Annotated in this window: 16 protein-coding genes and 1 pseudogene; 6 read left to right on the forward strand and 11 right to left on the reverse strand. The window is 47.5% G+C overall.

Annotated elements, in window-relative coordinates:
* Positions 1-3: 3 nt before the first annotated feature.
* Genes QUE61_RS08140 through QUE61_RS08170 form a run of 7 tightly spaced genes read right to left on the reverse strand, consistent with a single transcriptional unit; the run spans position 4 to position 6,475 of the window.
* Complete coding sequence (locus QUE61_RS08140) at positions 4-1,203, reverse strand: 5-(carboxyamino)imidazole ribonucleotide synthase (protein ID WP_286306734.1); 1,200 nt, start codon at positions 1,201-1,203, stop codon at positions 4-6.
* Between the two features lie 21 nt (positions 1,204-1,224).
* Entirely contained in the window at positions 1,225-1,713 is a 489-nt protein-coding gene (purE, locus tag QUE61_RS08145) for a 5-(carboxyamino)imidazole ribonucleotide mutase (RefSeq protein WP_286306735.1), read from the reverse strand.
* A 60-nt stretch (positions 1,714-1,773) separates the two neighbouring features.
* Positions 1,774-2,667, reverse strand: a complete 894-nt coding sequence (locus tag QUE61_RS08150; protein ID WP_458574711.1) for a phosphoribosylaminoimidazolesuccinocarboxamide synthase — start codon at positions 2,665-2,667, stop codon at positions 1,774-1,776.
* Between the two features lie 2 nt (positions 2,668-2,669).
* Positions 2,670-4,106 (reverse strand): pyruvate kinase, encoded by a 1,437-nt coding sequence (pyk, locus tag QUE61_RS08155; RefSeq protein WP_286306736.1) that lies wholly within the window; start codon positions 4,104-4,106, stop codon positions 2,670-2,672.
* Between the two features lie 2 nt (positions 4,107-4,108).
* Positions 4,109-5,320, reverse strand: a complete 1,212-nt coding sequence (locus QUE61_RS08160) for a phosphoglycerate kinase (protein ID WP_286306737.1) — start codon at positions 5,318-5,320, stop codon at positions 4,109-4,111.
* A 49-nt stretch (positions 5,321-5,369) separates the two neighbouring features.
* The gene (locus QUE61_RS08165) at positions 5,370-5,717 is read right to left on the reverse strand and encodes an AzlD domain-containing protein (protein WP_286306738.1); all 348 of its coding nucleotides are present in this window, start codon (positions 5,715-5,717) and stop codon (positions 5,370-5,372) included.
* A complete protein-coding gene (locus tag QUE61_RS08170) occupies positions 5,714-6,475 on the reverse strand; it encodes an AzlC family ABC transporter permease (RefSeq protein WP_286306739.1) in 762 nt (253 codons plus the stop codon). The genes QUE61_RS08165 and QUE61_RS08170 overlap by 4 nt, the downstream gene beginning before the upstream one ends.
* A gap of 130 nt (positions 6,476-6,605) precedes the next feature.
* Between QUE61_RS08170 and QUE61_RS08175 the strand changes: the two genes are divergently transcribed.
* The 4 genes from QUE61_RS08175 to QUE61_RS08190 are packed head-to-tail and all read left to right on the forward strand — an operon-like array spanning position 6,606 to position 9,234.
* Complete coding sequence (locus tag QUE61_RS08175; protein WP_286306740.1) at positions 6,606-7,526, forward strand: branched-chain amino acid transaminase; 921 nt, start codon at positions 6,606-6,608, stop codon at positions 7,524-7,526.
* 11 nt (positions 7,527-7,537) lie between these two features.
* On the forward strand, positions 7,538-7,735 hold the full coding sequence (locus tag QUE61_RS08180; RefSeq protein ID WP_286223486.1) for a zinc-finger domain-containing protein: 198 nt from the start codon (positions 7,538-7,540) through the stop codon (positions 7,733-7,735).
* 25 nt (positions 7,736-7,760) lie between these two features.
* Positions 7,761-8,795, forward strand: a complete 1,035-nt coding sequence (gene waaF, locus QUE61_RS08185; RefSeq protein WP_286306741.1) for a lipopolysaccharide heptosyltransferase II — start codon at positions 7,761-7,763, stop codon at positions 8,793-8,795.
* 7 nt (positions 8,796-8,802) lie between these two features.
* The gene (locus QUE61_RS08190) at positions 8,803-9,234 is read left to right on the forward strand and encodes a nuclear transport factor 2 family protein (RefSeq protein ID WP_286306742.1); all 432 of its coding nucleotides are present in this window, start codon (positions 8,803-8,805) and stop codon (positions 9,232-9,234) included.
* On the opposite strand, the gene QUE61_RS08195 is transcribed toward QUE61_RS08190, so the two are convergent.
* Positions 9,231-10,883, reverse strand: a complete 1,653-nt coding sequence (locus tag QUE61_RS08195) for a beta-barrel assembly-enhancing protease (RefSeq protein WP_286306743.1) — start codon at positions 10,881-10,883, stop codon at positions 9,231-9,233. The two genes, QUE61_RS08190 and QUE61_RS08195, sit on opposite strands and share 4 nt — an antisense overlap.
* Before the next feature lie 23 nt (positions 10,884-10,906).
* Here QUE61_RS08195 and moaC point away from each other — a divergent pair, with 23 nt between their 5' ends.
* A complete protein-coding gene (gene moaC, locus QUE61_RS08200; RefSeq protein ID WP_286306744.1) occupies positions 10,907-11,383 on the forward strand; it encodes a cyclic pyranopterin monophosphate synthase MoaC in 477 nt (158 codons plus the stop codon).
* A gap of 101 nt (positions 11,384-11,484) precedes the next feature.
* Here the strand turns inward: moaC and QUE61_RS08205 are convergent, their stop codons facing one another.
* The 3 genes and pseudogenes from QUE61_RS08205 to QUE61_RS08215 all read right to left on the reverse strand — a co-directional run.
* A complete protein-coding gene (locus QUE61_RS08205; protein ID WP_286306745.1) occupies positions 11,485-12,189 on the reverse strand; it encodes a TerC family protein in 705 nt (234 codons plus the stop codon).
* A 255-nt stretch (positions 12,190-12,444) separates the two neighbouring features.
* Positions 12,445-13,053: a universal stress protein gene (locus tag QUE61_RS08210; RefSeq protein ID WP_353506511.1), complete on the reverse strand. Its 609-nt coding sequence runs from the start codon at positions 13,051-13,053 to the stop codon at positions 12,445-12,447.
* Positions 13,054-13,062: 9 nt separating this feature from the next.
* Positions 13,063-13,713, reverse strand: a pseudogene (locus QUE61_RS08215) (TerC family protein); the annotation flags it as partial.
* A 341-nt stretch (positions 13,714-14,054) separates the two neighbouring features.
* Here QUE61_RS08215 and QUE61_RS08220 point away from each other — a divergent pair.
* Positions 14,055-15,008 (forward strand): LysR family transcriptional regulator, encoded by a 954-nt coding sequence (locus QUE61_RS08220; protein ID WP_286306746.1) that lies wholly within the window; start codon positions 14,055-14,057, stop codon positions 15,006-15,008.

Consider the following 15,008-nt stretch of genomic DNA (forward strand, 5'->3'; position numbering starts at 1 on the left):
AATTTAAGGATCAATCCCTAAATGGTTGGCAACCTCAGCACAGGCCTGCTTTGCTTCCTCAATGGTATGACCTAAGCAATTAATATGACCCATCTTGCGCCCATGCTTGGGACTTGCCTTGCCATACAAATGCAATTTAGCACTGGGGTGATCGAGCACTTGATTCCAGGCGGGTTCTTGCGCCGTCCCAGAACTAAACCACGCATCGCCCAAAATATTCAGCATGGAAACATTCGTTAACAGACGCACATCCCCTAAGGGTAGGCGCGCCATGGCTCGTACTTGTTGCTCAAATTGACTGGTTACACAAGCATCCATGGTGTAATGCCCTGAATTGTGGGGCCTTGGTGCAATCTCGTTAACGATCACTGTTTGATCATCTAACACAAAATATTCCACACACAAAACGCCGACGTAACCCATTCTTTCTGCAATCAACTGACTAGCGCGAATGATTTTAGGTACTAAGCTCGTTTGAAGGGATGGGGATGGAACAGTGCTAGTGTGCAAAATCCCGTTTCGATGCACGTTCTCCGAAATCGGATACGCAACAGATTGTCCATCGTGACCGCGCACCACCAATGCTGAAACTTCAAGTGCCAGTGGCATCCGTTTTTCAAGTACGCAAGCCACGCTCCCTAAATCCTGCCAAGCCTTCGCTAAATCATGATGTTGATGAACAGTGACCTGTCCCTTGCCGTCATAACCCAAGCGCGATGTCTTTAAGATCCCTGGAAATAAATGATCGGGTAGCTGGGCAAGATCACTTTCTGAACGAATCACTGCATAAGGAGCTGGACCAATCCCGGAGAGACCTTGGCATTGTTCCAAAAACTGCTTTTCTACAATTCGGTCTTGCGCAATCGAAACACAAGCGCCACGGGGCGCCACAAAGATTCCTTGTTCTTCAAAATAATCCAGGGTCTTAGCGGGAACGTTTTCAAACTCAGTACTAATGGTTGCGCAAAGTGCAGCCATTTCTTGCAATGCATTTGCATCATCGTAATTAGCGCAAAAATGCTTTTCAGCAACAGCGCCTCCCGGGCTCAAGGGATCAGGATCCAAAACACAGACCTTATAGCCCAGGGATTGCGCCTCGTGCACAAACATGCGACCCAACTGACCGCCACCCAAAATACCAAGCCATGCCGGTGGAAGAATTGCCGATTGATGCTTCAAATTAGAACTATGCGATGAACTCATCATGCGTTTGGATTGCGCAACTTAAGGTAACTTCATTGCGCGGGCAGCTTGGGTTTGCTCCGCACGAAACGCGAGCAATTTTTTTGCTAGCTCCGGATCCGAATGCGCTAGCATGCCAACGATATGCAAGGCTGCGTTTGCTGCACCTGCCTCACCAATCGCAAACGTTGCTACTGGAATGCCTTTGGGCATCTGCGCGATCGAATACAAGGAATCCTCTCCTCGCAAATATTTGCTGGGAACGGGCACGCCCCACACCGGCACAATCGTTTTGGATGCCAGCATGCCGGGTAAATGAGCCGCCCCGCCTGCTCCAGCAATGATGGCGCGCAAGCCCCGCGCCTGCGCAGATTCAGCGTAGGCAAACATTTCATCGGGCATGCGATGGGCGGACAGCACTTGTTTTTCATAAGCAATCCCAAAATGCTCAAGCATTTGGACTGCGTGCTGCATCGTATCCCAATCGGAATTAGATCCCATTACTACGCCTACGATGACCGGACTCGTCATGAATACTCCAAGAATCTTAAAGTTGTATTATCGCAGTCTTTATGGGGATCTAGGTACCCATTACTGGGTTAGGCGTTGCCAGGCCTCACGATATTTTTCTGCGGTTTTACCAATAATCGCATCGGGTAAATGAGGGGCAGGCGCAGCTTTATTCCAAGGCTGGCCTTCAATCCTGACCGACTCGAGCCAATCGCGCAAAAATTGCTTATCAAACGAGGGTGGATTGGAGCCGACTTGATAGGTGTCGGCGGGCCAAAACCGTGAAGAGTCAGCCGTTAGGATCTCATCCATTAACACCAACTGTCCTTCTGCATCTAAACCAAACTCAAATTTTGTATCCGCAATAATGATTCCGCGCCGACGCGCGTAGTCTGCCGCTTCGGTATACAACCGAATACTGGTGTCTTTGATCTTTTTGGCTAACTCAACCCCAATGCGGCGCTCAACCTCCGCATAAGAAATGTTTTCGTCGTGATGACCCATCTCCGCTTTGGCGGCAGGAGTAAAAATAGGCTCTGGTAGAGCTTGCGCATTTTGCATGCCTTTTGGTAAGGCAATACCACAAACTGAACCCGTCTCTTGATAGTCTTTCCAGCCACTACCTGCCAAATACCCTCTAACAACCGCTTCAACCAAGATGGGCGTCAAACGCTTGGCAACCACAGCCCGAGCCCGCACTTGATCCACCTCGGCTGCACTCACAACAGTGGCAGGATCAATACCAGTCAAGTGATTGGGGATGACATGGGCTAAATGAGCAAACCAAAAATTACTCATTTGATTGAGCACAACACCCTTCTCAGGAATGGCTTCTTGCATCACCACGTCGAATGCGGAGATACGATCAGTCGTAATCATTAATAAACGATCCTGATCGATTGCATAAACGTCGCGCACTTTACCTCGCGAAACTAATGGCAGCGAGGAAATCGAAGTGGTATGTAAGGCATTCATGATTAACGTACTTTAATAATTTTCAAAGTATTCGTGCCGCCAGGCTGATCCATTGGCTCACCAATCGTTAAAACAATTGTGTCACCTGACTTCACAACCCCCAACTTCTTTAAGCGCTCCTCAACCTGAAGCAAGGCAGCTTCTCGATCAGCTCCTTTGCCGATACTATAAGGCCTGACGTTGCGATAGGTACTTAAGGCGCGCTGCGTTTCCACGCGACTGGTCAGGGCAAATATGGGCACTCGAATGTTATGTCGACTCATCCAAATTGGCGTTGAGCCAGAGTCAGTCAAAGCGGCGATAGCAGTGGCATTGAGATGGTGCGCCGTAAAGAGTGCACCCAGGGCAATCGCTTGATCAATCCGTTCAAAGCGCTGGTCCAAGAAGTCCGTATCCAAGTGAACCACTTCGGATTTTTCTGCTTCGATGCAAATAGCGGCCATCTGCTCAATGGTTTTCACTGGGAACTGACCGGTGGCTGATTCTGCTGAGAGCATCACAGCATCAGTACCATCCAACACTGCATTCGCTACGTCGCTCACCTCGGCACGAGTGGGTACTGGAGCACTAATCATCGACTCCATCATTTGGGTCGCAGTGATCGTAAATTTATTGGAATCCAAGGCCATCCGAATCATGCGCTTTTGCAATGCAGGTACTGCTGGATTACCAACTTCGATTGCCAAATCACCCCGCGCCACCATAATGCCGTCGCTCTCATCAATAATGCTTTGCAGGGCTTCAGTAACGATTGCCTCGGCACGCTCAACTTTTGCAATCAGGCGGGCTTTGCCTTTGCCATGTTTCGTACTTGCGGCATCGGCTAACTTGCGAGCGTAAGCCATATCGGCCCCATCCTTGGGAAAACTAATGGCTAAGAAATCAATTCCCATGGAAATCGCAGCATCTAAATCAGCAATATCTTTCTCGGTGAGAGCAGGTGCTGTCAAGCCACCGCCAGCACGGTTAATGCCTTTGTTATTTGATAGGGGGCCGCCACTCTCAACACGGGTGTAAATTTCTCCGCCCTTGACTTGGTCGACTACCAAGACAATCAAACCGTCATTGAGTAAAAGTCGATCGCCCGCCTCTACATCATTCGGTAAATTTTTATAGTCCAACCCCACTCGCTCTTCATTGCCAAGCTCACAATTGATATCCAGGATGAAGCGAGCACCTTCTTTTAGAATGACTTTTCCGTTCTCGAACTTGCCCACCCGAATCTTCGGGCCCTGCAAATCGGCCATAATGCCCACTTCACGATCAAGCTCTTTGGATATCTGACGTACGAGGTCATAGCGCGCCTGATGATCGGCGACGGTTCCGTGTGAGAAATTAAGACGAACCACATTGAGCCCCGCACGAATCATGTCGCGCAAGACCTCAGGCTTCTCGGACGCCGGCCCCAGCGTGGCAATAATTTTGGTAGCTCGTTGCATGATTACTCCTTCGCGCGCTCTGCAAGCACGGCAAATGCAGGCAGGGTTTTGCCCTCAAGAAACTCTAAGAACGCCCCGCCTCCGGTTGAAATGTAGTCCACTTGATTCTCGATGCCGTACTTCGCAATGGCGGCCAAGGTATCCCCGCCACCAGCAATCGAGAATGCTGGCGAGTGGGCAATGGCTGCTGCAATCATTTTGGTACCACCTCCAAACTGATCGATTTCAAAAACACCTAGAGGTCCATTCCAAACAATCGTGCCGGCATGCGCCAACATCATCGATAGTTGTGCGGCTGTTTTGGGACCAACATCCAAAATCATGTCGTCTGGCGCCACTTCATCAACTGGCACCCGATTAGCCCTAGCCAGTGGGGATAACTCGTTGGCAACTACCACGTCTTCAGGAATTGGGACGCGCGCCCCACGCTTTTCCATCAGCGCAATAATTTCTTTAGCTTCATTCACTAAATCTGGCTCAGCCAGTGACTTACCAATATTGATGCCTTTAGCTAATAAAAAGGTGTTGGCAATGCCACCGCCAACAATTAATTCATCGACTTTCTCGGCAAGCGACTTCAGAATGGTTAATTTAGTCGATACCTTGGAGCCCGCCACAATGGCAACCAGGGGCCTTCTAGGTTCTGCTAAAGCCCGACTCAAGGCATCGAGCTCAGCAGCCATCAGAGGTCCGGCGCATGCGACTTTGGCAAACCGGGCAATGCCATGCGTCGTGGCTTCCGCACGATGCGCCGTGCCAAAAGCGTCGTTAACATAGACATCGCACAAGGCAGCCATTTTTTTGGCTAAATCATCCGCATTCTTTTTCTCGCCGACATTGACCCGACAGTTTTCCAAAAGGACCAGGTCACCCGGGTTTAATTCAAACCCACCGTCAACCCAATTGCTAATTAATGGAACCTTGCGATTTAGGATCTCCGCAATGCGATGGGCAATTGGCGCCAAACTATCTTCCGCCTTAAATACCCCCTCGCTAGGCCGACCCAAATGAGAGGTCACCATCACTGCCGCCCCGCCATCCAAACACATCTGAATCGCTGGGATCGATGCCCGAATTCGCGTATCTTCGGTAATGTTGCCAGCCTCGTCTTGAGGCACGTTCAAATCCGCACGGATGAATACCCGCTTACCTTTAAGCAGACCAGATGTTGCGAGATCACTAAGGCGCTTTACATGAAGTAAGGTGGTGGACATAGACTGTTGAATTTGGAGAAATTAGAGTATTTGAAGTGAGACTTCCATTTTAGAGCCAGTAACGTGCCAAACTAAACACGGTCATACCCAAAATAAGGGTTGGTAGCATCTGACGAGTCCAGAAATAGGCTGTGAAGCCTGCTAATCCACCCCAAAGATTGGGGGATTTCCAGTCCATTTGACTAATTTCGACAGCTCCTGGGGGTAAAAGCAGCTCAGGCGCAACAATACCCACAATCGCCGCTAAGGGTGCATAGCGAATCGCTCGCAGAACTAACTCGGGCACCTGAACGCGCGCCCCCAAGAACACAAAGAAAGCCCGGGTTAAAAGGGTCACGAGGGCCATGCCCCCAATCAGTAAGGCGATCTCAAAAGAGCCTAAGGAGTCTGGCCTCATCGCATTGCCTTGGGTGAGCGGTCGGCCAAGATCCCAACCACGATCGCTGCCAAAATGGCAACGGTCAAATTCAGCTTGAGCGGCAAGCTATAAGTCAGGATGGCAACCATCGCGGCAACAATCCCCGCCCAGCGGGCTGCCCGGTGATCCAGCATTGGGACAATCACCGCAATTAAGGCCAAGGTCCCGGCAAACTCCAGCCCCCAATCATCCGGGATTTGACTCGCGCCTAAGATACCTAGAATCGAACCAGCTTGCCAAATGCCCCAATTGCCGGTGGCAAGCCCGTACATGAAGTAAGTGCGGTAATAGGAATCGTTCTTACGCTCGGTCACCGCTTGCACTTCGGGAAAACGGCTGGTGTACATCAAATACCCAAAATCCGCTGTGAAATACCCCAAGATGGCTCTGCGCCAAGCGGGTAAATGAGAAAAGTGGGCTTGCACGCCGATGCTAAAAATCACAAAACGCAAGTTCACGATGAATGCAGTAATCAAAATCGTAAAGACAGAAAAACCAGCCCCAATGAGCGGAAGGGCGGCGAGCTGAGCAGAGCCCGCAAAGACAAATAAACTCATCGCCAGTGCCTGCTCGGTTGTCAGGGCCGATTTACCCATCGCGAGACCGGTCACCAAGGCCCAACTAAAAATGGCAAGAGCCGAGCGTGACATGGTTTTCAATCCGTCACGCCAAGCGGATTGCTGTTGCTGGCTCCAACCCGAGTAAGGTAATTTAGCAGTCAGGCGAGCGAAATCCATAGTTGAGCTGATTATAGAAAGCCCGGCTAATTGGGCGGCAGACCAAGCGATTCCTCTGCTCTACAATAAGGCTTTAGGGCTAAATTGCATAAATAATCCGCAAGCCCGCCACAACATAAAGGTGCTAATGATGTCGATGTCTGACCGCGATGGAGTTATTTGGTTCGATGGCAAGATGGTCCCCTGGCGGGATGCCAATATTCATGTACTAACGCATAGCCTTCACTACGGCATGGGCATCTTTGAGGGTATTCGTGCCTACAAGACCGAAAATGGCACGGCAGTATTTCGCTTGGCCGAGCATGTCAAGCGCCTCTTTAACGGCCTAAAGATTTTTCAGATGAAAATCGATTACAGCGAAGAGCAAATTGCACAGGCCATTCTTCAAGTCGTGCGCGATAACAAATTAGCCTCATGCTATATCCGCCCCATTATTTTTATTGGCTCAGAAAAATTAGGTATTTCGCCAACCGGCAATAAAGTACATACGGCAATTGCAGCATGGCAATGGGGTGCTTACCTTGGCGAAGATGGCATTAACAAAGGGATTCGGGTCAAAACCTCATCCTTTACCCGCCACTTCGTAAATTCCTCTCTGGTTCGTGCAAAGGCCTCGGGTTACTACATTAATTCAATCCTGGCACATCAAGAGGTGGCTGCCAATGGCTACGATGAGGCCCTTCTATTGGATACCGAAGGCTACGTCTCTGAGGGTTCAGGCGAGAACATGTTCATGGTACGCAATGGCATCGTCTTCACCCCTGATCTCGCATCCTGTCTTGATGGCATTACCCGAGACTCGATCATCCGCATTGCCAAAGACTTAGGGTTGGAGGTTCGAGAAAAACGCATCACCCGTGACGAGGTGTACTCAGCAGATGAAGCCTTCTTCACCGGCACCGCCGCTGAAGTTACTCCCATTCGGGAGTTGGATGACCGAACCATTGGCGATGGCAAACGCGGTCCGATCACCAAACAAATTCAGGATGTATTTTTCGATACGGTATATGGTCGTAACGACCGTTATCGCGCTTGGTTAACCACTGTCTAATTTAGATTGCTATGAGTGATTTAAACGAATTAAATGCGGTTATGGTTCACGGCAATGACTTACCACTGCATTGCCCAACGAAAGATACCCCAGCCTGGAACTATCACCCGCGCGTTTTCCTGGATATTCTGGCTACCGGTCAGGTGAAATGCCCCTATTGCGGCACTGAATACCACTTGATTCCTGGCACCGAACCCCACGGCCACTAATATCGCTCCGAAACGGGGCTTCGCTATGCCACGCATCCTCGTTATCGCCCCCCATTGGATTGGGGATGCGGTTATGTCTTTGCCGCTCATCACGCTCATTCATACCAAGTTTCCCAATTGCAGCATTGATGTCCTGTGCACCCCATGGGTAGGGCCTATCTATCGCGCCTGTCCTGTAGTTGAAACAATCATCGAGCGTGATTTTCAGCATGGTGCCCTGCAGTGGAGTTTACGACGATCAATCGCCCGTGAACTAAAGAAGCAAGGTTATGAGATGGCATTTGTATTACCAAATAGCATGAAGTCGGCACTCATCCCATGGCTTGCAGGCATCCCAAAACGGATTGGCTACCAGGGCGAATTTCGGTTTGGATTAATCAATCACTCTTTACCCAACCCATCACGTCAAGCGCGTACGCCCATGATGGAACACTATGCAAGATTATTGGGTGGCGCGCTAGACCAAACAAGCAATCCTCAAAATCTACCATTACCAAAATTAAGCATTGATCCAACTCTTGCGCAATGGGCAAGAGAAAAAATCGATCAGATCGGTGGCGCGCCTCTTTATGGTTTTGCCCCTGGCGCCGAATACGGCTCGGCAAAACGCTGGCCAACAAGTCACTTTGCGCAATTAGCGAATCAGATCTTGGAAGGCAATCTAGATGCGAAAATTATCATTCTTGGCAGCCAAGCCGATCATGCGCTTGGGCAAGAAATTCTGCAAGCTGCCAATCGATCTGATCGCATCCATAATTGGTGCGGTGCGATTCGCTTAGACCAATCGATGGCACTCATTGCACAGTGCACATTCCTCATTAGCAACGACTCGGGTCTCATGCATATTGGCGCAGCCCTTTCGATTCCACAAATTGCTATTTTTGGTTCAAGTAATCCCGAGCATACGCCGCCCTTATCCCAAAATGCCCAAATCATTTGGCTCGGATTAGACTGCAGCCCCTGCTATCAACGCACCTGCCCACTGGAGCATCTCAATTGCCTCAATCAGATCGATTCGCAACGCGTCTACAGTATGCTTACACCATTAAAGACCCAATAAATAACTTATGCCGCGCTTTGCACAACTTTTTCAGAATCCCGATGAGGTGATTGATGCCTGGCGTGAGACCCTGCGGCAAGGGGATGTCGAAGGAGCACTTGCCTTATGGCTCGATGACGACTCGATTACGTGCGTGCTACCAGAGGGCAACCGCTTAAGCGGTCATGCGGAGATTCGTGCAGGGCTGGAGCGCATGCTCGCAAGGCCCCTCTATTTAGAACCGATCGCTTGTATTGAACACATTACTGTGAGCGCTGCAGTGTTTGATTCAACGGAAGCAGTCTATTTTAAAAATAACCAAATTGAAGCCGACTTTATGATCAATATCACCTTGGTCCTCATGCAAGACGGCAAAGGCTGGCGCATTGCCCATTTACATGCCAGTCGTTCCCACGATGATGACTTTGAGTTTCCGAGCGATCAGCACGAACTGCACTAGCTCTTTTTTTGCTCTTTTTGTTCTTCGCGATACTGATTCTGAAACACGCGCAATCGCGCATCAATCACGGACCCCAGATAAAAATCATTGCCGGCGGCCGAGCGTGCAATCTTGAGCTGTTCAATCGCCGATGGCCAAGCTCCTTCAGTTGCAAATTTTTCGGCAAGGGCGTAATGCCGCAAACCAATCTTTTTGTCTTGGTCATACGCACGCGCTAATAAATCCCACCAGATCGTCTCGTTCGGCTGTGCTTTGGTCTTCGCGCGCAACAAGGTGATGGCCTCATTAACCCGCCCCAAACGTAGTTCCGCGTTGACTGTCGCCACGGCTGCAGAGAATGAGAAGGGATCCATCTTGGCCGCATTTTGGGCATACTGCAAAGCCTCCTCTGGCTTACCTCGAGCAAGCGCTAACTCAGATGCCGTGTAATCAAACGATAAACTCTGACGCTGAACTGGTGAGCCAGGAGCTAAGACATTTTGTGCCACAGCCCGAGCCTTTTGTAAAAAACCTTCAGCCTGATCAAAGCGCCCCTGGCGCTGGGCAACCAAAGCTAAACCATAGAAACCTTCCATTTGCTTTTCGGGGGCGGCTTGTTTGCTCAAACTCTCAAATAAATTACGCAGATCAAATAAGCCGCTGGTACTCCCACTTTGCTCGACGCGAGCGCGAGCTTTAATGAGATAAAACTCGAGCGCACTGGGCACTCGATTTTGTGCGACGGTCCTTGCCCGATCTTGCATATCGGCAATTCGGTCGGTGGTTAAGGGATGGGTGCGCAAATATCCTGGCACACCACTATCCATGATTCCGTAAGCCTTTTGTAAACGCTGAAAGAATGCGGGTGCGCCATTCACATCGTAACCACTTGCTTGTAAGATCTGAAAACCAATACGATCAGCCTCGCGCTCCGCATCCCGCGAGTACGAGAGTTGATTCTGAATCGCAAGCGCTTGGCCACCCGTAATTAGGCCGGCAGCAGCACCGGGATTACTAGCCGCGGCCAATGCTCCAAGCACAATGCCAGCCAACGCGATGATGGAGTTCGTACCCTGACGTTCTAGAGAGCGCGCCAAGTGGCGTTGCAATACATGACCAATCTCATGACCCATCACCGAGGCGACCTCTGAATCGGTTTCCGCAGTAATTAAAAGCCCTGTATGAAATCCAATAAATCCACCGGGTAATGCAAATGCATTAATCGATGGATCCTTCACTGCAAATACCTCATAGTCATATGCGGCACTACCTTGCGCATTCGCTCCACCGAGTTGCAAGCGTTTTGCAGCTTGCATGAGACGCCGCTCCATCGAATTGAGGTAATCATAAATGGGCCAATCATTGGAAAAATCCCGATCCCTACGAATCTCTCGCATGATCTGCTCGCCGATCTTACGCTCATCAAGCGGACTGAGGGCATCACCGCCAGGATCACCCATATCTGGTAAGACCAAAGTGGGTTGCGATTGCAAAGTATTTCGGGAGGGTAAATTGGCTGAGCGCGCTTCCGGTGACTGAATTACGCGCCCAAGGTTCTCCTTTGCTGCATTGTCTTGGGTGACCGATACCCCAGATTGTTGGGCGAAGGAAGAGACGCTTAAGACCCCGCTTAAGAACAAAGCAATGATTCGTTTTGTTTGCTTCCTCATGCCTATATGGTAAAACCTCTTATATGAACAAACTGACGCATTTTGATTCCAGTGGCCAAGCGCATATGGTCGATATTGGCGATAAAGCCTCTACCCACCGGGTAGCGATCGCGACTGGCCGGATTCAAATGAATCCTAACACCTATCAACTCATTGAGTCGGGCGGTCATAAAAAGGGAGATGTCCTTGGCATTGCCCGAATCGCTGGAATACAGGCGGCCAAGAAAACCGCTGATCTGATCCCCCTCTGCCACCCCATAGCACTCACCCACGTCAGTATTGAGTTTCAATCTGATCCATCCAGCCACACGATTTATTGTCAAGCTAGAGCCGAGACCACCGGACCCACCGGCGTTGAAATGGAAGCGCTCACCGCCACCCAAATTGCCCTCCTCACTATCTATGACATGTGTAAAGCCGTAGACCGTGGCATGGTCATGAGCGACATTAAGTTACTTGAAAAAAGCGGTGGTAAATCGGGGGATTGGAAGGCGAGCTAAGCAGCTGCTTTAGTAAAGAGCATGATGCTTTTACTAGATAGTAAGTATTTCTCCAATTAAAATCTTTTCTACTAAATTAATTTTCTGAGTCTTGTGGACCATTAAGCCGGATTCGCTTTTTTATGCCATCGCTTAACAAATTCTCCAGACCCCATCACAATAATTGCTGAAATAATTTCGGCGATAATTTCATAATTAGCAATGCCTTCACCAAAATACTTAATCAAACCAGGATCTGTAACGATCATTCCTCCCGCAATCCAGCCCAATAAACCAGCACCGGCAGTAACGATAAATGGAAAGCGGTCAATTAAAAATAAAACCATTTTGCTGCCTGCAATAATGATAGGCACAGACACAACTAGGCCAAAAATGACATATCCAACTTGATGAGACGGATTATTAACCTGTCCAGCAGCCCCAGCAATAGCCAGAACGTTATCAAGACTCATCACAATATCGGCCACGATAATCGTTTTGATTGCCGCAAATAGTTGATTGGGCCCTTGTAAAGTATGTTGATTTTCATCTTGCTGAGCAATGAGTTTGTAGCCAATCCAGATTAGCAAAATAGCGCCAACTAGTTTTAGAAAAGGAATTTGTAATAACGTAACTGCAAATGCAACCAAAATCACGCGAAGAATGATAGCCCCAGCGGTACCATAAATAATTCCTTTTTTGCGCTGGTCAGGATGTAGATTGCGACATGCTAAGGCAATAATTAGCGCATTATCTCCCCCCAAAAGAAGGTCAATAATGATAATTTGAATAACAATAGACCAATCAATTAGTGTTAAGAATTCCATATTTGCTCTTTTAGCTTTAAGTTTTTATGTCAACAAATTAAGCAACGATAAGGTTCATTCGCGATAATATCTGCAAACTAATTAGGTGAAAAAATATTGACTACGAATTTTTTTAGTTTATTTAATTTACGTCGAACTTTAACAGATTTTTCACCGCAACGATTTAAAAGTATCGCCTCAAAATTGATTGAGTAACCATCCAAAAAAAAATGGCCCTAACAAGTAGGGCCACTTATATACCGCATTTAAAACAATCTAGTCGAGAATAACCCCAAGCAAAGTAGCGATAATTCCAGCTCCAGCAGTGGGAATTCCCCACCGCTCAAAGGGTGATACTGACTCTCCAGACACTACCTCAATTGGAATATTTGTAATTTCAATCAATTTGTTAGTGGTTGAATTTTCTAACATTCGTGTAAACGAGTTCTTCCGAGCAGTACCCAACACAATTTGGTCACAACGCAATCGACGAGCTTCATCGGCAATAATCTTAGCGCGGTCGCCAGTTTTACTGATGACACTATGTGGAATAGCGTGTGATTCAAGAATCCTGCGGACATTTGCAAGCGCAAGATTTGACTTTTGTTGGTTCCATTCTTGAACATTCTGTTTACTTAAAAAACGACCGATATGACGTGGCAGTTTTGGTTGAATATTAATTAAATGAATTTCCATCGCTGAATTCTGAATAAACTGATTCACAACGTGACGGACTGCAAATTCAGAATTTTTACTTCCGTCAACTGGCAAAAGAATACGTTTCATTGATGAGCCTCCATGACTTGAAGTGTTTTGAGGCGAAGAAATTAAAAACGCCTCTTTGTCTTGTACTGCACGCTCTTGTATTTTTGCTTCTAAATGCATTTGATTTTTGATAAATCCGGCGGTCAAGACTCCCCCAATAACCAGCAAATAAACTAAATATGTAAACAAGTTATTTGCAAAAACAGGTAGATCTTTAATTAATGGCTCACTCATCATCATTTTTGCTGCAGTAAATGCAAGGACTGCGGCGCCAATGTAGATGATTGATTGATAGCGCTCTAGTAATCGCAAAATAAACGTTGAACCCCAAATGACGATTGGAATACTAATGAGTAGGCCCAAAACAACTAACAAATAGCTGCCATGCGAGGCACCGGCAACAGCTAAAACGTTATCTACACCCATTACTGCATCGGCAATAATGATTGTTTTCATAGCACCCCAAAAAGATGAGGAACCCTCTCCATGGTTCTCATCCTCGTCTTTTGGCTTTAGTAGTCCATATGCAATCCAAACGAGTAAAGCTCCGCCAATCAGTAAGAGTCCCGGTATTTTTAGTAACCAAACAACAACCAGTGTCATCGCACTACGAACCACAATCGCTCCAACAGCACCCCAAACAACTGCTTTCTTTTGTAAATGAGCCGGCAGGTTACGCGCAGCCATCGCGATCACAATCGCATTGTCTCCAGCCAGAACCAAATCAATGACTATGATTGCCAGTAGGGCCGAAAAAAACTCAGCTGAAAATAGTTCCACAAATTACCCTTTCATTTTTAATTTCTCTCAACATTATTACGAGCCTCTTTCTATTTGAATAATGGTTTTTAATAATGTTCATGATTACAATTAATGATTTATTAAATCAAAAAGGAATGGTTACCATTATGTTTATAAATGAACTATTCCTTGTAAATACTAAAAATTTGTGATTTAATAACAACTTATCGCAAAGTGGGAGTAGCTCCTGGACATTCTGTCCTTTGTCTTTAGGTCGTCATTTCGGGTATTTTGTACCCCGGCCTACTGAGGGTATTTTTTAGATAGCCTATCTAATACCAGAGCAAGACCTTTGTTTACCCTGAAAAGGTACAGAGGTTATGCTCAATTCATCGATTAAACGCTATCTCCGCCATGGAATGCTTCCTCAATTGGCCGTTTTTGAAGCGGTGGCCAGACTTTCAAGCTTCACAAAAGCAGCAGATGAGCTGCATTTAGCTCAACCCACCGTATCTGCCCAGATAAAAAAACTAGCTGACAACCTGCAAATCCCTCTTTTTGAGCAAATTGGTAAAAGAATTTACCTTACACCAGCTGGAGAAAACCTCTATAACGGCTGTCAATTGCTTTTTACAACCCTAAGTAATATTGAGGAGTCCCTCTCTGATCTGCGTGGTTTAGAGCATGGACGTCTTCGTTTAGCGGTAAGCACAACTGGTAAGTATTTTGTACCCCGTTTATTAGCCGAATTTGTAAAACTTCATCCCGCAATTGAAGTTAGCCTTCAAATTCATAATCGCAATACCTTAATTGATCGGCTCTCGCGAAATGAGGATGATCTCTATGTATTCTCAAATCCGCCTGATGATTTTGAAATTGTCACACAACCGATTCTTCCGAATCCAATGGTTGTTTTTGCTCGCGAAGATCACCCCCTAGCTCACGAGAAAAAAATTTCTATTGAGCAATTAAAAAATGAGAAATTTATTATGCGTGAGCCGGGTTCTGGAACTCGAATGGTGGCTTATGAAGCGTTTGATCATCATGGACTAGAGCCTCATGTTCAAATGGAACTATCAACCAATGAGGCCATCAAACAAGCTATTCTTGCAGGGCTCGGTATTTCCATTTTGTCCCAATACACGCTAGGACTAGACACCTTTGAGCCACGACTCTCCATCCTTAATGTTCAAGGCTTCCCTATCGAAAAACAGTGGCAATTCGTATACCCCGTCGGCAAACAAACCTCGTCAGTCTCTAGGGCATTTATGGATTTTGTACGAAAAGAGGCGCCCACATTAATCGAAGATCATGTGGGCAAAATTGAAAGATGA

The organism is Polynucleobacter sp. HIN5 (assembly GCF_030297555.1).
In the GTDB taxonomy this organism is placed as follows: Bacteria; Pseudomonadota; Gammaproteobacteria; order Burkholderiales; family Burkholderiaceae; genus Polynucleobacter.